Here is a 19,531-nt window from a genome sequence, read left to right on the forward strand (position 1 = left end):
TAGTATAAAACAATAATTTTATAAATTATTTTATTTCTATCCTTAACCGGTGGAATTTAACCTTACAATATGGAATTTAACTTTTCATTCGACCAACTTTATAATGAATAAACTTAGGTAAGTTTATCTAAAATTCTAAAAAGGACGATACCTTAAATTATATAGCATTAAATGATATACAATAAAATCCTATATCGTTATATATAGCATGAAAGGATACACCATAAAATTATTTATCAAAATATTCATCTAATTCATAGTATTCATCTAAATACTCTCGTGTATTCATAACCATCTCTTTAAACAGCTCATTTGCCTGTGTGAGTGTTAATTTTGAGCATAGAGGCTGGTTCACAAAGCTAGCAAATATCTTATCTAGATCTCGTTCTTTGATGCCTTCATATAAATTTTCAATATTATACAAACATCTCATTATAAGATTCGTTGGAGCTATTGGTAATGGTTTTGCAGTAATTGGATTCACGGAGTCATTTGAAAATACTGCGTTTGTTTCAACAATGGCACCTAGTGGATAACCTGGCATCTGTCCAACATTAGGGAGATTCACATTGCATATTTTAGTGGAGAATCCAAGAAGTGCACGCATAATATCAACAGCTTCCTCATCCGATTTTTTGACTTCCACAGGCTTGGTTCCTTCAGCCATTTCGATTGATTCTTCAATACGTTCGTGCTGTTGTTTTACACGAAAATCAACGGTTGTCAAAGCAAATTTCCAATCAGCAACCTGTTTAGGAGAATCAAGATACCAGCTACTGTTCATGAATTCCGCTAAATGTCTGTCACCGGCTGCAGGCAATACACCGTAGCGCTTGTACATATCCATTTTGACACGATTGGCATATGCAAAGCTATCTGTTTTGTAAGCGTCGGCAGGTCCATGCTCATAGTGGCCTATCTCATAGAATTTATTGATATAATCATCCATGTAATCCATAATCTCAATATTTTTATACTTGGCACTTGTAATCCAGGTAAAATGATTGATTCCAATCACGTCCGTATATAATTCACTTCGTTTTGCATCTATTCCAGTTTCTTCTTTTAAAATGTCACATAAGAAGTCTTGTGTGTGAAATACTTCATGACAACAGCCAAACGCTTTGATTTCAGGAAATACATCATATAAAGCTTTTGTACAGATACTCATTGGATTCGTGAAATTAATTACCCAGGTTTTAGGACAGCATTCTTTTATCTTTTGAGCAAAAAATTCATAGATAGGAACGGTTCGCATGCTTCGAAGAACACCACCGGGACCAGCTGTGTCACCGACACTTTGGTAAGTTTCGTATTTTTCAGGCGCATGAACATCACTTCGCATCTCATTAAATGTACCAGGTAGTATGGAAATAACTACAAAGGTTGCATTTTTTAATGCATCTTCAATATTTTCACACATCGTATAATCCCAGTGTGATTTTGTGTTTGGGGAAAGGTTTATGTTTGCTCCAATTTTTTGATTGCAAACTGCAGATTCAATATCAATGTCATAGAGTGCAATCTCACCTTCCAAATCTTCACTTACTGCTAAATCTGTCATAAATACACGTGCCCATTGTTTTGAACCACCGCCCAAATAAGCAATTTTAATATTTTTCATAGTAGTATCTCCTAATATTTTATATATAGTAATTTACAAATGCTGGAATGTGTCTTGCGAAAGCAAGCACAAGGAATGAAAAGCTGTGTTGTTCATTGAATTTAAATCTAAAACAGCCAAAAAGACAAACCACCAATCACATAACTAATGAATGCACCAACTATAACATCTTTTATAAAATGAACGCCAGCTAGTACACGTATAATAGCAATTAAAGAAGCGATTACTGACATGAAAACACCAAGCCAAGGATTTATATAGAAACAGGCCACAGCGATAATACAAACAGATAGAACATGTCTGCTTGGAAATGATTCACCAACCTTGTCTTTTTTTACGAGTGGTTCAATATTTAAAACTACATAGGGGCGAGGTGAGTCAATAATTTTTCTGATAATGCTTACCAATACAAAAATAACCAGTGGAATTAAAATTACCTTAAAAATACGTGTATCACCGTTTATAAATAGCCAGCCACATAGAATAATATATGAAATAAATACAATCAGAGGTAATGTTTTGTATAGAAACATAAATGATTTAATTCTTCTATTTTCAGCTAATAACCATAATCTTATTTTTGCATAATTTATTTCATTCAAAAGGATTCTCCTAGGTCATCTAAATTTTAAGAAATAATTCATTACATGTTTCATGCAGTGGCTTTCGTATCTTTTTTCTTGTAAGTTCAACTAAATCAAGCTTTGTCATATCAACTAGTGTAGTTGATATAGAATCTTTATTTACGATTTTATCAAAAGCATCCCAAAGAATCTGTTTGTTTTCGGGGGTGCTTTGATTAATGAAATCCACAATTATAATTCCAGATAGATTACGTAGTTTAAGCTGCTTACCAATTTCGTCGGCTGCTTCAAGGTTTATTTTTAAAAAGGTATCTTCTTTGATCTTTTTGTTTCCAGCAAACTTACCAGTATTAACATCAATTACAGTAAGTGCTTCAGTCGGCTCAATCACAAGATATCCTCCTGATTTTAGCCAAACTTTTTTATTGATCGCATTTCTAATAGAACCTTCAACGTTGTATAATTTTGAAAGGGATAATAATTTGTCTTCATATAATTTTAATTTACCAAGTTCATTCGAATAACCATTTTCAAAATAGCTTTTGAGTTCTTCGTATAAGTCAACCTCATCTGTTATAATTGATTCTAATTCAATCGTTTTAATATTCATAATATCATCAATATAGGAAGGGTCACTACAGTAAACTTGAGTAAATGCGCCTCTAAAAGGGGCAATCTCCATAATGTGCTCATATTTTTCCTTGAGTTTAGATGCTTCAGCAAAAATACTGTTGTCATCTGCCATTTCTGCATTCGTACGGACAATGTAGCCGAATTGATTTACTGTATCATTCATTAAAGGATTCAAAAGTGACTTGATAGCGCCACAGCGATTTTTATCTTTGATTTTGTTTGATACCATAATGTTAGTTGCATCTCTTACTAATACTACATATTTCCCTGGTAGATTGATATCGCAGCTAAGAGAAGGTAGTTTTGATTTAATACCTTCTTTTGAAATCTGAACAAGTAATAGGTCTCCAACATTAACTTTGTCGGAATTCTTCCTGTTAAGAAAAACATGGTTCGTATTTTCATCTAGTGAATAGTAACATTTGATGCCTTTTTCGATTTCGACAAAAGCGCAGTTAATGTTTTTGACAATATTTTCAACTCGGCCAAGGTATATATTATGAAGACCGGTAGTGTTCTCTTCGGAAATATTAACTTCTGTCATATTTAAATCTTCGTATACAGAACTTATTATTCTATTGTTGATTCTGGTAATGACTAATTTTTTATTCATGTATGGCAAACCTCACAACTATTATGATTATAAATGATGATTATTAACGATTAGCAAGTTCTTTTACAATATCTTCCCAGGAAACGTCTCTTAATACCATAAGAACCATAACATGATATAGAAAATCTGAAATTTCATATTTGATTTCTTCCGCATCGGGATTTTTAGCTGCAATAATAATTTCGGTAGCTTCTTCGCCGACTTTCTTAAGAATTTTATCAATTCCTTTGTCAAATAAGTAATTTGTGTAGGAGCCCTCTTTTGGATGAAGCTTTCTATCTTCTATTACACTCATTACATCATTAAATACTTTCAGTGGATTTGTTTGAGCATATGATGATGAAACAAGATTTCTATAGAAACAGCTTCTATTTCCGGTGTGACAAGCTGCACCTATTTGTTTTACTTTGGCTAGAAGCGTATCGTTATCACAATCAATTTCAATTGATTTTACATATTGATAATGACCAGATGTTAAGCCTTTTATCCAAAGTTCCTGTCTGCTTCTACTAAAATATGACATTCTACCTGTTGAAATGGTTTTATCATACGCTTCTTTGTTCATATAAGCCAGCATAAGAACTTCATCAGTCTTATAATCTTGTACAATTACAGGAATTAAACCGTCACTATTTAACTTGAAATCTACAAATGGAATTGCGCTTTTAAATGTATTCATTCTAATCCCTATATCGGTAAGTGCTTGCTTTGAAGCCATAAAATCATAATTTGGAACACTGACGAAAGGACCAGTGACCCCTAGGACAAAGTCTTTTTCTAACAATTCTTGAATATTATCTTCAGCGCTTACGATTGCAGGAATTCCTGCAAAATCAATGCTATTAATAGAATTATTGTCAATATTAGACACTAAAATGCAAGATACTTGGTTGTCAGAAGCCAAATTAATTGATTCTTCGTCAACATTTGCGAACCAAAGACCAATTTTTGACTTTCCAAATCGATCTACAACTTCTTTCATCATGAGTAAGTTTGACTCTTTGCAATCTTCTAAAAGTGCAATAGATGCACCTGCATATAAATATTTTTTTACATCTTCTACTCTCTTAACGTTGCCACCAACAATTAGAGGAATATCAATTGTTTTTGATATCTGTCTAATCATATTAATCGCTTTTTCATGAGAATCATCATCATATGATAAATCAATAATGATGATTTCATCTGCACCATTTTCACTATATTTCATAGCAATTTCAACAGGTGTAGCAATACTAATTAACGCATCACAATCAGATGTCAAATATGCTTTTTCATTTTTTAAAAAAATAATTGGAATTAACTTTTTATATGCCATTTTGGATATTTCCTTCCTATTGGTAAATTATAATGCACCTTTTGTTGAAAGGACCGATTTGATTCTTGGATCCTTTAAAGTAGCTTCATCAAGGGCTTTTGCGAAGGCTTTAAACATACCTTCAATTATGTGATGGTCATTTTCACCAGACATCTGTTTTATATGTAGATTCATACCAGCGGAATAGGATATAGCATAAAAGAATTCTTTTACCATCTGCGTATCAAAATATCCAACACTACTAGCCTGAAATTCGCCATTAAATACAAGATAAGGGCGCCCAGATAAATCAATCGCACACAATATCAATGTTTCATCCATAGGAAGCATAACAGACCCATATCGTTTAATGGATTTCTTATCACCGATTGCTTCCTTAATCGCCTCACCAAGAACAATCCCCACATCTTCAATCGTATGGTGACAATCCACAAATAAATCCCCCTTCACACTTACCTGAAGGTCAAATAATCCATGTTTCGCAAAGCTCTTTAACATATGATCAAAGAACCCAATCCCCGTATCCACGTCAGCTTCGCCCTGCCCATCCACACAAAAACGCAACTTAATATCCGTCTCACTAGTCTTTCTTTCCATAATCGCATTACGCTTCCCATTATTAGTCATATATCCTCCATCCCGTGCCTTCGCACCACTCAATATCATGCAAATATTAATAAATACAGCAATCAAAGCTTTCGCTTAAAAGAATGCCGCTTATGTGCTTTTCTTAAGTCTAATTTGCCATTTGTAACGCAAACAAGACGTCCACAGTATAAACAATTTGTGCCTGTGCTTGCGCAGCAAGCCACAGGCAAGCGAAAAGTATGTTTGATTCATATTCCCACCCAATCACCCATACATTCCCGTTCCGCCCTCACGCTCAATACGGTTTTTAAATAAATACGTGTTATCTTGATTTTCGGTTTTCTATAAAGTTCCCAAGGCATACGAATATATCATTATTGATTTCGCCGTAGACCGGCTGAAAGCAGCGCCCATGTTTTTTCCAAGACTCAGATAAAAAGCCGAACGAAGTGAGACTTTTTATCATCTCTGAGGCTTGCAAAAAAACATGCTGCTTGAAGGAAAGGCAGGCGAAATTAATAATGATATATTCGTATGCCCTTCACAACCAAAATCAATCACACCTTTATTTCTCAAACCTAACCTTTATGGAATTTGCATGTGCCGTAAGCTGTTCTGCCTCCGCAAATAGTTCAATATCCTTATGGATTGGTTCTAATGCTTCTCTTGAGTAAGAAATAATACTCGATTTCTTAATGAAATCATCAACACTAAGCGCAGAGAAGAATTTTGCAGTTCCATTCGTTGGTAATACATGGTTAGGACCTGCAAAATAGTCGCCCAAAGGCTCGGAGCTATATTCACCAAGAAATATTGCACCAGCATTTTTAATCTTTGTCATAATGTTAAATGGATCTTTTGTAACGATTTCTAAATGTTCAGAAGCAATTTCATTTGCAACCTGAATTGCTTCCTCCATAGACTGCGCAATTAAAATATATCCGTAGTTATCAAGCGATTTTTGTATGATTTCAGTTCGCGATAATTCTTTTACAAATAGATCAACCTGAGCGGATACTTTATTCGCAAGTTCTTCACTGGTTGTAATAAGAATTGCGGAAGCCATCTCATCATGTTCTGCCTGAGATAAAAGATCTGCAGCTATAAAACGTGGATTTGCTGCTTCATCAGCGATAATAAGGATTTCACTAGGTCCTGCAACAGAATCAATACTTACATATCCAAATACTGCTTTTTTAGCAAGTGCTACATAAATATTACCAGGGCCTACGATCTTATCAACCTTAGGAATTGATTCTGTACCATATGCTAGCGCACCAATTGCTTGGGCACCACCTACTTTATAGATGATATCGACTCCAGCTTCATTTGCAGCAACTAAAGTACCTGGATTTACTTTCCCATCAACGCCTGGAGGTGTTGTCATAATAATCGTTTCAACTCCAGCAACCTTTGCTGGGATAATATTCATAAGAACAGAGGATGGATAGGCTGCCTTACCACCTGGAACATATACACCAACTCTTGAAAGAGCTGTAATTTTTTGACCAAGGATTGTACCATCAGGCTTACTATCAAACCAACTGTATTGTTTTTGCTTTATATGAAACTCTCTTATGTTTATAATTGCTTTTCTAATTACCTCAATTAGGCTTGAATCTACAAGATTATAAGCTTCTTCAATTTCTTCTTGTGTTACAACAATATTTTGTGCATTTATATCAGCACCATCGAACTTTTTCGTATATCTAAAAATCGCTTCGTCACCATTTTTTTTGATATCGTATAAAATATCAGCCACAACGGATTCAAATTGGTCATAACTATTCGGACTTCTTTTTAATAAATTCTCTAAAATATTATATTTACTCGCTTCTGTAAGTTTTATAATTCTCATAATTACAATTACCTCCTATCTATTTATTCTCATTTTCAAGAAAATTCTTAAGATCACTGATCAATTTCGTGATACGTTCGTTTTCCATTTTCATACTGACTTGATTAACAACCATTCTTGCAGAAAGTGGACATATTTCTTCTAAAATTTCAAGTCCATTTTCTCGCAGAGTTGCTCCTGTTTCTACAATATCGACGATAACTTCTGAAAGACCTACAATAGGTGCTAATTCAATCGAACCATTCAGTTTGATTATTTCAACTGTCTGATGTTTCTTATTATAGAAATAATCTTTTGCAATATTTGGATATTTTGTAGCAACTCTAATTAACTCATGATGTTTTAGAAGTTCCCTCGCTGAAGCGGGACCACATACACACATTTTACAGTTACCAGTTTTTAAATCAAATACTTCGTATAGTTTTCTGCCTTCTTCTAAAATAGTATCTTTACCAACGATACCAATATCGGCAGCTCCATATTCCACATAGGTTGGTACATCGGTTGCTTTTGCGAGGAAAAAACGAAGTCCCAATTCTTCATTTGTAAAAATCAGTTTTCTGGATTTATCGTCTTTCATTTCTTCACAGGTAATTCCGATTTGTTCGAAAATTTCTAAAGTCTTTTTGGCAAGTCTGCCTTTTGCAAGTGCAAATGTTATATATCTCATTCGTTGTTACCTCCCATCAAAGATGAGATGTTTGCTATACGGCTAACACCTGTTGCTACATTTATAATTTCAACTTCTTTATCTGTTTTAATGTTGAGAATTTGATCAAGATTTGTTGACTTTGCGTATTCTATATATTCTTTTATATTTTTTGCAAAATCATGATGGATCATATTGACATTTGTTCCAATTGATCTTATATATTTAGAAAGATGAATTGAAATATTTCTATCATCTGACTTATATAAAACCAAAGTTCCGCTCTTATCAAGTGGAATATCGATTTTTTGACGTTCAAGTGCAATCATTAATTGGTCTACGGTAATAGAAAATCCAATAGATGCTTTGTCGCTACCAAACTGACCAATAAGCTTATCATATCTACCGCCTTTTACAACTGAATCGCCAGTGCCATATGTATAAGCATTAAATATTACACCAGTGTAATATGCATGTTTACTTAACATTCCTAAATCAAATGTAATATATTTTTCGTAACCATATACTTTTAATAACTGATATAAATCTTCTAGTCTTTTTATTGCAGCAAGTGATTGCGGATTACTTGAAAGCGTTTTTGCTTTTTCAAGTACTTCCACTGAGCCAAATAATTGTGGTAATAAAAGCAATGTTTCAGCAATCTTTCGATCAATATTTTGGGTGTTTAAAAGTTCTTCCACACCAAAATAACTTTTGTTTAAAATAAGTTCACATAATTCTTCCTCAGCATCATCACTAATGCCGGCTTCATTTAAGAGCCCTTTTAAAAATTGAACTTGTCCGATTTCAACTTGGAATTCTTTGAGTCCTGAATTAAGCAAACAGTCAATAACCATAGCAATTACTTCAGCATCAGCATCAAGGGAATCATCCCCTATCAATTCAGCACCCATCTGAGTAGTCTCTTTTAAACGTCCTTGATAGCTACTATTGTTAATAAATGTGTTTCCTAAATAACATAACTTTAACGTTGAATTAGTTTCACCATAATATTTTGCTGCAGTTCTAGCAATAGATGGCGTCATATCTGGGCGTAAAACTAAAGTTTTTCCATCTCTATCGAAAAACTTGAACATTTCATTAGAAGATACACTTCCACGTTCTTTATTAAATATATCAAAAAATTCAAATGTCGGAGTTTGTATATCACTATATCCATAAAGATTTAAAACGTCATGAATTCTTGACTGAAGAACCAATTTCTTGGCACATTCTTCATTGTGTATATCTCTAACTCCCTCAGGGGTATGCAGTAATTTTTTTTTCATAATATCCTCCAATCTTGTATCAGCAGAATACACTTCACTGTTGTAACGTGCTAATCTGATACCACATAATAGTGAATTATACAATACCGATAAATCTTTGTCAACTATGCAATATCACTATGTAAATTATTTAATATCACTATGTACATTATCAAGGTAAATAATATAACGATTCATTCCTTTTTCTTTCGCAATTTCAAGTGCTCTTAACGATTTTTTGAATAATAGTTCGTACTCTTTACCATTAATTGGGCGTCTACTGATTCCAATTGAAAAGGTAATGTCATAGTTTTGATTTGTCAGTTTATAATTCCATGAAATCTGATTTCTTAGAGACTCTATAAAAGCTCTTGTACTTAAATCAGAAATAATGTTTTTGATTGCAATGTATACAGTACCAAATTTGTAAGAACCTACTACTCCTCTGTATCCAACAATCTCTTTTGCAGTACTAATAACAGATGAATATAGTTCGTTTACAAAATCATCACCTTTTGTATCTTTAAGTACATCAAAGCCATCGATTTCTATAAGGATCAACGAAATTTCACATTTTGGATTAAGTGAAATGTTTTCACGTACATAGTCATTAATCTCATTGAATGAAAAGAGTTCATGTTTTCTTGCATGAAGATAGGTATACCTAGAATATCCGATGCCACAATTGTCATTATTTTGAATGCTACCTACAATAATGGATGGTTTCATATTTTCAAATATAGTAGAAGCTTTTATAGAAAGGTTCTCAGGCACATTATCAAAAGAAAAGTAATTAGATATTATCTTATAATAAAATTCGCTTTTACAGTTTATAAAATCATCATACAAAAGTGCTGATTCAGTAACCGCTTCTGCACTAATAGAATCAGTATCTATAAGGTTTTTAATCCATGTGGATAATGGACATTCACTCATTTGCATAAGTTTATTGTCTACATAGCTATAAAATGAAATGACATTCGTCGTACAATCATATGAGAAATTAATATTACCTTCAACAGCCATGATATGGTCGCCCTTTAAAAGTAACTCATTATAATTATTTTTTAGCTTTTCAACTGCAAGTATATCTGACACGTGAAGCTCTATGTATTCTTTTGTTGAATAGTCATCATTATTAGAAATGAATCTTTTTACTTTCGCTAACATCCAACGATAGGAATTATCAAAGCGCTTCATTCGAATAACCATTGATTTTTCTGTGTTTGGTCGTAAGGAATTAGCAACATCAATAAAATCATCTAAGTCAACTTGATGAATAATATCAATAACCGTATATAAAGTTAAAATACCCATAAATCTATATAGTGCTTCATTTGCAGTAATAATAACAAAATTATTATCTATAATTGCACTACCATCTGTTAACTCGTATTCATCAAACTTTTTCATATTCATCGTTCATTTTGCCCCATAAAATTTTGACTTAATTTCTACTATCTAAATCTTTTTGAATCATCTCGATATAATGTACCATTATACCACGTACAGACCTGATTTTATACTCTTTATTTATCTCATCATAGGTGAAACTTTTTCGCCCACCCTCCTTCGATCGATTCCAAAAAAGCATGATATCGGTAAACGGTATGTAATATTTTTCATCACAAGTTGAAAAGTATAATATAATAAATGCAACTCCACCTTGCTTTTCATAATTACTCATAAATTCGATCTGATGTTCGTGGATGTTTTGAATCGGAAACGTATTGGAACTACATTCTTTTGCATCAAAACATACAGGAATTCCTTGTACAACACCAATATAATCAACGGTACTCTTTTGATCAAAATATGCCAAAGTAATATGACGAGTTTCCTTATCTATATTAATGGGCTTAATGGGTGTAGGTATCTTTTGAATAAGTGCAAGATTATTCTCTAGATATTTATCGTTGCAATGATTAATTAATTCTTCTAATATTGAGCCTCTAAGGCCTCTTGAATTCCAGGTTGCCATATGTTTTCACCTCTCAAAACATGATCCATGTCTTTAGGAATCTCAGTATGAACTTTTAATTGCATAGGCGTATATACAACTTCATATGCATGCAATAACTGAGATTTTATATTATATTTTTTATTGTATTGTTCATTGATCGTTGCACTACCATATTTGAAATCTCCTATAATAGGATGGCCAATAGATGATAAATGGGCTCTGATTTGGTGTGAACGCCCAGTAATTAGATTTACTTTCAATAAAGTCAAAGTATCATTATTTGCAATTGGTATATATTCAGTTTTGATGGGTAGAGACTCAGAATCATTTGGATCATTTTTACTTATTATCACTTTATTTGTGGAATGATCTTTCACGAGAAAACCTTCAATGGTGTTTCTATCCTTTAGTATTCCTTTGACAATGCATAGGTAATATTTATGAATCGTTCGCTCTTTAAACGCTTCTGACATTTTCTGAAGACCTTTCATTGTTTTGCCACCAACCACGATACCACTTGTGTTTCGATCTAATCTGTTGCAAATACCGGGTTTAAATGTCTTTAACATCTCAGTTGTTAATTCGCCCGTTTGGAGCAAATATGACAGCATATATTCAATTAATGAAACATCTTCTGGCTTTGCTTTTTGTGAAAGCATCCCTGAGGGTTTATTTATCATAATAATATCTTCATTTTCAAATACGATATCAAGCTTATTTGAATCATGCTTTGTTAAATTGGCGCTTTCAGCTTCAATTTGACCAGCTGGTACTGAAAACTTTTCAATCGTTTCATCAGCCAGAAATAGTTTGACTTCATCATTTAGTAGGAGCTTTTCACTACCATCTGCTTTTTTGCCATTTAATGTGATATTTTTCTTCCGAAGCATTTTATGAATAAAACTACTTGGAGCTTCCTTTAAAAGTTTTGCTAGGAACTTATCAAAACGCTGTCCAGCTTCATTTTTTTCGATTATTAGTTGTTTCATAGGCACATAGCCTTCATTGTTTCATTGATTTTTTTCATATCTTCTTTGCTTTCATCCGTTAATTCATTATATTTAACTGAGTTTAAATACTCTATTTTTTTTAGGAACTTATTTTGATCTTTATATAGATTGACTGTAACTAATTCACCTGCTTTATTTAGGAATTTTCTTAAGGATTCCTCAAAATGGATTGCTTCAACTTTGGTAGAATCTGTATAAGCTAAAATTGTATTATCAGTAGTTATGACAGCTTGTATTGGCATAGCATGTTCCTTTGACGTGAAAATACAGTCATAATTTGTAATATAGTATTTGTTTCGCTGTTCCACACTATTATATAGCTCTTTCGTGGTAGACTTATGTGGCAAAAACATAATTAAATTAGAAGCAGTTTTTGCAAATGGTAAAGCACTTAATGAAGCTAAAACAGTCAAAGTATTGTTCTTGCTACCATAAATAATGATACCTGCAATAAAAAATCCTGCAATGATAGATAATCCAATTAGGGTTATTAACAGTTGTTGATACTTCTTGTATTTGATATAGCCATATTGGCATTTATTTGTTCGTTTCATATTTTTCACCATTCCTGTGGCTTGCTTTAGCAGGACACATCCAAGTTTGCTTTATTTGATATCGCCTTCATTAGCAATGTTCTCATATTGTCATTAATCAGAATACTTAATGGGTTTCATAAACAAGTTTAAGAATTAATTTGTGAGGTAGTATTTTTGAAAATGCAAATACACACTTCATAGGCCATCCGTATATTGAAAGTTCATTCCCTAACGTAGAATCTTTTAATGCCTTCGTGACAACTTTTTGTGGCTTCACGCGAAATATTTTCTTGTATTGTTTTCCTTGATTGTCTGGATCTGCTTTATCAAAGAAGGCTGTATCAACGGGACCTGGACATATTGCGGTAACATTGATTTTACGCTTATGTAATTCATATTTTAATGCACGTGAAAAGCTTAATACATAAGCTTTTGAAGCAGCATATACTGCAAAGTCAGGTTGGGGAAGAAATGCAGCAGCTGAAGATATCTGGATAATGCTGCCATGTTCTTTCATATATGGAAGAACGAAATAAGTTACTGCGGTTAATGCTTTGCAATTGACATTAACCATACCTACTTCTTCTTCGTATGAACCTAATGCAAAAGGGCCAATTTTGCCAAAACCCGCACAATTTACTAATATTTGTACAGACGGGCTAATAAGATCAAGCTCATTTTTAAATTGTCTTAAATCAGAATCAAGCGCTAGATCTAAAGTTAAAATCCTGGCTTTTGCGCGTAACTTATCAGATAGTATTTCAAGTCTATCTTTACGTCGTGCTATAATCCAAATTTCATCCAAATCAGAATACTTATTTGATATCTGAAGCGCGAACTCTTCACCAATTCCTGAAGATGCGCCTGTAATTATCGCTATGTTCATTCTTTTCCGGCCTCCCTTTTTGCTATTTCCCTATAAACATATAATGGAACTTTGTTAATAGAAAGATTAAATCACAATTAGTTATTCTTTGAATTTCTTGGTTTATTTTGAACAACTTTACTATTTCTATTGCCGTAAGTCCTCTTATTAATTATATCACTTTTCGTATTGCTTCTGGTATCGCTTTTTGTGTTATTTCTGGTATCACTTCTTGTGTTACTTCTAGTATCGTTTTTTGTATTGCTTCTGTTATCAGTTCTGCTATTACTTTTTGTATTGCTTCTGTTATCAGTTCTGCTATTACTTTTTACATCACTTCTATTTGTTGTGCTATCGTTACTGCCCTTATGATCCTTGTAGTTAGAACTTTTGAATTTTCTAGGAGGAATCAAACAATGTTTTTCAAATCCAATTAAATCCTGACGGTTATTTTCAAGAAGCGCTTCTTTTACTAAATCATAATTTTCAGGTTTCTTATATTGAATAAGTGCTCTTTGTATTGCTTTTTCATGAAAGCTAACTGGAGTATATACTTTTTCCATGGTACGTGGATCATATCCGGTATAATACATACAAGTTGATATAGTTGAAGGAGTTGGATAAAAATCTTGCACCTGTTCTGGCATATATCCTAAATCTCTAATATATTCAGCAAGCTCAATGGCCTCAATCATTGTAGATCCTGGATGTGAGGACATTAGATATGGAACGATAAATTGTTCTTTACCAGTTTTTTTATTCGCAATATCAAATTTTTTGACAAATTCCTGGTATACACTGTTGGCTGGTTTACCCATTCTTTTTAGAACATTATCGGATATATGTTCAGGCGCGACTCTTAATTGTCCACTTATATAGTGCTGACATAATTCGTTTAGAAATGTATCATCTTTGTCTGCAAGAACATAATCAAATCGTATTCCGGAACGAATAAATACTTTTTTTACTTTGGGAATATCTCTTAATTTGCGAAGAAGACTCACATAGTCTTTATGATCAGCTTTCAGGTTTTTACATAGTGTTGGAAACATGCATTGCTTATTTGAACATACGCCTTTTGTAAGTTGTTTGTCGCAGGAAGGATGTCTAAAGTTTGCCGTAGGTCCTCCAACGTCATGAATATTTCCTTTGAATTCTGGGTCCTGCGTCATTTGCGTTGCTTCTTTGATAATAGAGTTTTGGCTTCTGATTTGAATAATACGTCCCTGATGAAACGTTAATGCACAGAAACTGCAACCGCCAAAGCAACCACGATTACTAGTAATACTGAACTTGATTTCTTCTAAAGCAGGTATGCCTCCATCTTTTTCGTAACTTGGGTGATAAGAACGCATATAAGGATACGTATAAACGTCATCCATCTCAGCTTCTGTAAGTGGAGTAGAAGGTGGATTTTGAACCACATACATTTTTTCTTTGTATTTTTCAATCAGTGTCTTACCAACAAATGGATCGGTGTTAGAGTATTGCGTATAATAACTTTTGGCAAAGATTTCTTTATCTGCAACAATGCTATCAAAGTCAGGCAATTGAATATAGTCATAGATGTTGTCCAAACTTTTTGCTTTGTAAACAGTACCTTTAATAAATGTGATATCAGAAATGTTAATCCCACTATTTAAAGCATCTGCAATTTCTATAATGGAGTGCTCGCCCATGCCATAAGATATGATATCAGCTCCAGAATCTAGTAATATAGAGTGTTTGACTTTATCCGACCAATAATCATAGTGACCAAGCCTTCTTAGGCTGGCTTCAATACCTCCAATGATGATTGGTGCAGTTTTATATGTCTGACGAATTAGATTACAATATACAATTGTCGCATAATCAGGGCGCTTGCCCATTACTCCTCCAGGAGTAAATGCATCATTTTTTCGATGTTTTTTTGAAACGGTGTAATGGTTTACCATAGAATCCATATTTCCGCCACTTACGAGAAATCCCAATCGAGGCTCACCAAATATGGTAAGGCTTTCTTTGACTTTCCAATCCGGCTGAGAAATAATCCCTACTTTGTATCCATTTGCCTCAAGAATTCGGCTGATGATTGCAGGACCAAAGGAAGGGTGATCCACATAGGCATCACCTATAATATAAACAAAATCACATTGAGTCCATCCTCGTTTCTTCATATCTTTTTTGCTGATTGGTAAAAAATCATTTATATTCATTTGTTGCCTTTCATAATCTATTTGTCATTCGAAATTCCATCGAAAATATATATAAATATCATTCAAATTGTAATTCGAAATTCCATCGAAAACTTATATAAATATCATTCGATTTATCATTCAAATTATTAATCGAATTATCCTTCGAAATATTATTTGTAAAATTCATTTTAATTTTTATTTACATATTTTAAAAGATCAAAATAATTTTCAATGTAGAAGTTGGCTAATTCTTTCTTTTCATCTGTTAATTGTGCCGAAAAGTCATCATAAACTGCACAGGTTCTCATGTTTGCATTGATACCTGCCTGAATTCCATTTGGAACATCTTCAAATATCAAACATTTTTCAGGTGAAACTTTCATAAAATCAGCAGCTTTTAAATATATATCTGGTGATGGTTTTCCATTTGTTATATCATTTCCTGTAATAATAACATCAAACATATCAATAATCTCTAAAGAAATCAAACATGTTTCAACTAATTTTCTTGAATTACTAGTTGCAATGCCAAGCTTTATATTTCTATCTTTCAGTATGTTAAGAAAGTCATAGGCACCCTCTTTTAATTTGATTTCATTTTTATATTTATCAAATGCCATAGAATGCCAAATATCTTGTATTTCTTCAATACTTTCTGATAATGAAAAGAGTTCTTTAAAACAGGCTGCTGTTTCACAAAAGCTCATCCCCTCTATTTGTCTTGATAAATCTGGAGGTGGGGTAAGTTGTCTCTTACCAAGAAAATCAATATCTATATTTTTCCATACCTGCATAGAATCAAGTAACGTTCCATCTAAATCAAAAATAACTGCCTCGATATTTGTTAACATAAATTTTATTCCACCTTAATACTTTTTAAGTCTTCAATTTCTGAATCGGTTAATTTTCTATATTCTCCAGGCTGTAAATTATCATCTAAAACAAGCGTGCCCATAGAAAGTCGTTTTAAGTAAGTGACTTCCGTATCTATTTTCTCAAACATTTTCTTAACTTGATGAAATTTTCCTTCATGAATTGTAAGCTCGATTTCTGATTCTATTCCTGATGTTAGTATCTTAAGCGTTGCAGGAAGTGTTTTAATATCTTCTTCAATATAAATTCCATTTGCAAACTCTAAGATATGTTTCGGTAATACTTTTCCATTTATTTTTGCAAAATATGTTTTATCAACATGTTTTTTAGGTGATAGTAAATTATGCGCCAACATACCATCATTGGTGATGAGCAACAGCCCTTCTGTATCTTTATCTAATCGTCCAACGGGGAATAAATCCTTACGTGTAAAGCCTTGAATGATGTCAAGGACAGTATCGGAATGCTTGTCTCTTGTAGCGGATAAAACACCTGCAGGCTTATTTAACATATAATATTCAAAATCTTCATATGAAATATTACGCCCATCAAATAAAATGATGTCAATTTTTGTATCAACCTTAGCATTGGGTGACATAACATTATTATTGTTAACTAATATTCTTCCTTTTCTGATATATTCTTTGACTTGACTTCTTGTACCCAATTGCATGTCAGCCAAATATTTGTCTAATCGTATATTTGCCATTAAAACACCTCTCTTACATCCATCGCCAACTAGCACAATATTTATTCTTTAATGTTGTTCCTGATAATTTCCCCCATCCAAGAGGAAAATTATCTACACATATTAATTGCCATCCAGCTGGTTTTGCTGTTTTTATCTCTTCAATTTCTATTGTTTCACCTTTTAAATATTTGATAACGTTTGGATCACTGATGGTCATATTAATTGATGAAGCATAGTCATCCATCTTCATTGCCATCGCCAATGCTTGGCTTGGTTCAAACCTGTTTTTTTTACATATGCCTAAAAGCAGACCAGATCTAAGCATTCTCAAACCTTTATGATTTCCTGCTAATTTTGGTATCACATATACGTGATCATCGATAATCTCAATTTCATCTTTGTTAATTGGGTAAGTTACAGCTTCCATAAATTGTATTAGTTCCGCTGGTAATTTTGCTTTTAGAGCAGGAGAATCTAAATGATTAATCAATTCTCGATCAACGGATTTTTGCAATAACGCTACAAAATGTCCTTCCCCACTCATTTTATATGGCCAAATACGAACCATCTTACTGAAATTCATTTTAGTGTCTTCAACCGTATCTTCATACCCGTGGGAAAAGCCACTATAATCTTTTATATCAATGATTGAAAATTCTGGTCTATTGTTTAATAAATACCGAATGCTCTGTTCATCTTCAACTTTTGAAAATGTGCAAGTTGAATATAACATCATCCCTCCTGGCTTTAACATGTCTGCACCAATCAGTAATAATTCTTTTTGAATTTCATGATAGAATTCGGGACCATTGCTCTCCCAGCTTTTAATTAGTTTGCTGTCTTTTCTAAACATCCCTTCTCCAGAACATGGCGCATCAATCAGGACTTTATCAAAGAAACCGTTATAATAATGAATCAGTTTCTTAGGATCTTCACTTAATACCATTAGATTTGGGATTCCGGCTAGCTCTACATTTTTCAAAAGGGCCTTCGCTCTAGTGTTACTGATATCATTTGTAATTAGCAAGCCTGTTCGATTTAGCTTTGCTCCTAACTGAGTGGATTTACCACCAGGAGCTGCGCACATATCAAACACCTTGTCCCCCTCATTAATGGGCAAAACATTAGCTGGTGTCATTGCACTTGGCTCTTGAATATAGTATAGCCCAGCAAAGTAAAAAGGATGCTTTGCTGGCTTATCATTTTCACTAAAATAAAACCCATTCTCTATCCAGGGAATAGGTTTTAATCTAAATGGTGAGATCTTTAAAAAATCAGTTGCCGAAATCTTTAGTGTGTTTACCCTGAGACCATATAATCTATTATCATTAAAACTTTCTAGATATTCATCAAATTCATTTCCTAACATATCTTTCATTGTGGTTAAATATTTTTCTGGTAGATTCATAATTTATAGATATCCTTTTTTGAAATTCTTATGTATTTACATGATGGTTAAATGCCTTGCGCTCTGTATCCTTCGGAGATTATATCTAACTGCCGATTAAATCGTTCTAGTTGTTCAATATCACTTTTTTCGTATAACTCATAAAATTCATCTTGGATTTTTACGATTTCTCTTTTGTTAGCAACTTTATATAAGTTCTGTATCGTATTTAAAATATCAGATACAACATTTGATTTTATGATATAAAAGTTTTGCGCATCCATGATTTCACCATGAATGGAGGACATCTCATTGTCTAACGTAATGATTGCTTCTGATGAAGAATTCAAACGTTCTCTAATCGGTTTAGGAATGTTTTGATGATACTTATATTGTAAGGAATGCTCAATTGTTGCCCAAAAATTCATTGCCAAAGTTCTTATTTGAATTTCGACCGGTATTGACTTTGATCCAGTTAATGTTTCAACTTTGTACATCACTATAATGTGATAACTTCTATATCCACTTCGCTTCATATTCGTAATATAATCTTTTTCACTTTTGATTTTCATATCGCTTCGTTCACGTATTAGTTTTACAACAGTATATATATCATCAATAAACTGGCAGATAATTCGGATACCTGCAATATCATCTAAGGATACTTCTATTTTATCAATTTCAATATTTTTCTTCTGTGCTTTTTCGAGAATACTAGAAATACTTTTTACTCTTCCGATGACTTGTTCGATTGGTGAATATTTACCTGATTGTTTGTATTCTTTAATAATATGATTAAATTTTAATTGTAGCTCATCAACAGCTAAATCATAAGGCGTTAAAATTTCTTTCCACAATTGTAATTCCATGTAATGTAATCCCTCCTAATTATAT

General features: G+C 32.9%; 18 protein-coding genes. All 18 read right to left on the reverse strand.

What is annotated here, in order from left to right; all coding sequences use genetic code 11:
• Positions 1-229: 229 nt before the first annotated feature.
• The gene (locus BMY18_RS16780; RefSeq protein ID WP_092456311.1) at positions 230-1,624 is read right to left on the reverse strand and encodes a family 4 glycosyl hydrolase; all 1,395 of its coding nucleotides are present in this window, start codon (positions 1,622-1,624) and stop codon (positions 230-232) included.
• A gap of 107 nt (positions 1,625-1,731) precedes the next feature.
• Positions 1,732-2,226, reverse strand: a complete 495-nt coding sequence (locus BMY18_RS16785; protein ID WP_092456314.1) for a phosphatase PAP2 family protein — start codon at positions 2,224-2,226, stop codon at positions 1,732-1,734.
• A 19-nt stretch (positions 2,227-2,245) separates the two neighbouring features.
• Positions 2,246-3,454: a ribonuclease E/G gene (locus BMY18_RS16790; protein ID WP_092456316.1), complete on the reverse strand. Its 1,209-nt coding sequence runs from the start codon at positions 3,452-3,454 to the stop codon at positions 2,246-2,248.
• 43 nt (positions 3,455-3,497) lie between these two features.
• Positions 3,498-4,772 carry a bifunctional phosphoribosyl-AMP cyclohydrolase/phosphoribosyl-ATP diphosphatase HisIE gene (hisIE, locus tag BMY18_RS16795; protein WP_092456319.1) on the reverse strand — a complete coding sequence of 425 codons (1,275 nt, stop codon included), beginning with the start codon at positions 4,770-4,772 and terminating at the stop codon, positions 3,498-3,500.
• Between the two features lie 27 nt (positions 4,773-4,799).
• Positions 4,800-5,399, reverse strand: a complete 600-nt coding sequence (gene hisB, locus BMY18_RS16800; protein ID WP_092456322.1) for an imidazoleglycerol-phosphate dehydratase HisB — start codon at positions 5,397-5,399, stop codon at positions 4,800-4,802.
• Positions 5,400-5,925: 526 nt separating this feature from the next.
• Positions 5,926-7,218: a histidinol dehydrogenase gene (hisD, locus tag BMY18_RS16805; protein ID WP_092456326.1), complete on the reverse strand. Its 1,293-nt coding sequence runs from the start codon at positions 7,216-7,218 to the stop codon at positions 5,926-5,928.
• Between the two features lie 19 nt (positions 7,219-7,237).
• Complete coding sequence (gene hisG / locus BMY18_RS16810; protein WP_092456328.1) at positions 7,238-7,888, reverse strand: ATP phosphoribosyltransferase; 651 nt, start codon at positions 7,886-7,888, stop codon at positions 7,238-7,240.
• The gene (gene hisZ / locus BMY18_RS16815; protein ID WP_092456331.1) at positions 7,885-9,156 is read right to left on the reverse strand and encodes an ATP phosphoribosyltransferase regulatory subunit; all 1,272 of its coding nucleotides are present in this window, start codon (positions 9,154-9,156) and stop codon (positions 7,885-7,887) included. Before hisZ ends, hisG begins: the two co-directional genes overlap by 4 nt.
• A 126-nt stretch (positions 9,157-9,282) precedes the next feature.
• Positions 9,283-10,554, reverse strand: a complete 1,272-nt coding sequence (locus tag BMY18_RS16820) for a GGDEF domain-containing protein (protein ID WP_092456334.1) — start codon at positions 10,552-10,554, stop codon at positions 9,283-9,285.
• Between the two features lie 28 nt (positions 10,555-10,582).
• A complete protein-coding gene (locus tag BMY18_RS16825) occupies positions 10,583-11,116 on the reverse strand; it encodes a Holliday junction resolvase RecU (protein WP_092456337.1) in 534 nt (177 codons plus the stop codon).
• Positions 11,074-12,087, reverse strand: a complete 1,014-nt coding sequence (locus BMY18_RS16830) for an RluA family pseudouridine synthase (RefSeq protein ID WP_092456340.1) — start codon at positions 12,085-12,087, stop codon at positions 11,074-11,076. The genes BMY18_RS16825 and BMY18_RS16830 overlap by 43 nt, the downstream gene beginning before the upstream one ends.
• The gene (locus tag BMY18_RS16835; RefSeq protein ID WP_139197318.1) at positions 12,084-12,662 is read right to left on the reverse strand and encodes a hypothetical protein; all 579 of its coding nucleotides are present in this window, start codon (positions 12,660-12,662) and stop codon (positions 12,084-12,086) included. Before BMY18_RS16835 ends, BMY18_RS16830 begins: the two co-directional genes overlap by 4 nt.
• 106 nt (positions 12,663-12,768) lie before the next feature.
• Positions 12,769-13,530 (reverse strand): SDR family NAD(P)-dependent oxidoreductase, encoded by a 762-nt coding sequence (locus tag BMY18_RS16840; RefSeq protein WP_092456347.1) that lies wholly within the window; start codon positions 13,528-13,530, stop codon positions 12,769-12,771.
• Between the two features lie 77 nt (positions 13,531-13,607).
• Complete coding sequence (locus BMY18_RS16845) at positions 13,608-15,704, reverse strand: YgiQ family radical SAM protein (RefSeq protein ID WP_092456350.1); 2,097 nt, start codon at positions 15,702-15,704, stop codon at positions 13,608-13,610.
• 170 nt (positions 15,705-15,874) lie between these two features.
• Positions 15,875-16,537 carry an HAD family hydrolase gene (locus tag BMY18_RS16850; RefSeq protein ID WP_092456353.1) on the reverse strand — a complete coding sequence of 221 codons (663 nt, stop codon included), beginning with the start codon at positions 16,535-16,537 and terminating at the stop codon, positions 15,875-15,877.
• A 5-nt stretch (positions 16,538-16,542) separates the two neighbouring features.
• Positions 16,543-17,268, reverse strand: a complete 726-nt coding sequence (locus tag BMY18_RS16855) for a pseudouridine synthase (RefSeq protein ID WP_092456356.1) — start codon at positions 17,266-17,268, stop codon at positions 16,543-16,545.
• A 13-nt stretch (positions 17,269-17,281) separates the two neighbouring features.
• Positions 17,282-18,658 (reverse strand): RsmF rRNA methyltransferase first C-terminal domain-containing protein, encoded by a 1,377-nt coding sequence (locus BMY18_RS16860; protein WP_092456359.1) that lies wholly within the window; start codon positions 18,656-18,658, stop codon positions 17,282-17,284.
• Between the two features lie 47 nt (positions 18,659-18,705).
• Positions 18,706-19,506 carry a GTP pyrophosphokinase gene (locus BMY18_RS16865; RefSeq protein WP_092456364.1) on the reverse strand — a complete coding sequence of 267 codons (801 nt, stop codon included), beginning with the start codon at positions 19,504-19,506 and terminating at the stop codon, positions 18,706-18,708.
• Between the last annotated feature and the right edge of the window lie 25 nt (positions 19,507-19,531).

This window comes from [Clostridium] fimetarium (assembly GCF_900111235.1).
In the GTDB taxonomy this organism is placed as follows: domain Bacteria; phylum Bacillota; class Clostridia; order Lachnospirales; family Lachnospiraceae; genus Clostridium_N; species Clostridium_N fimetarium.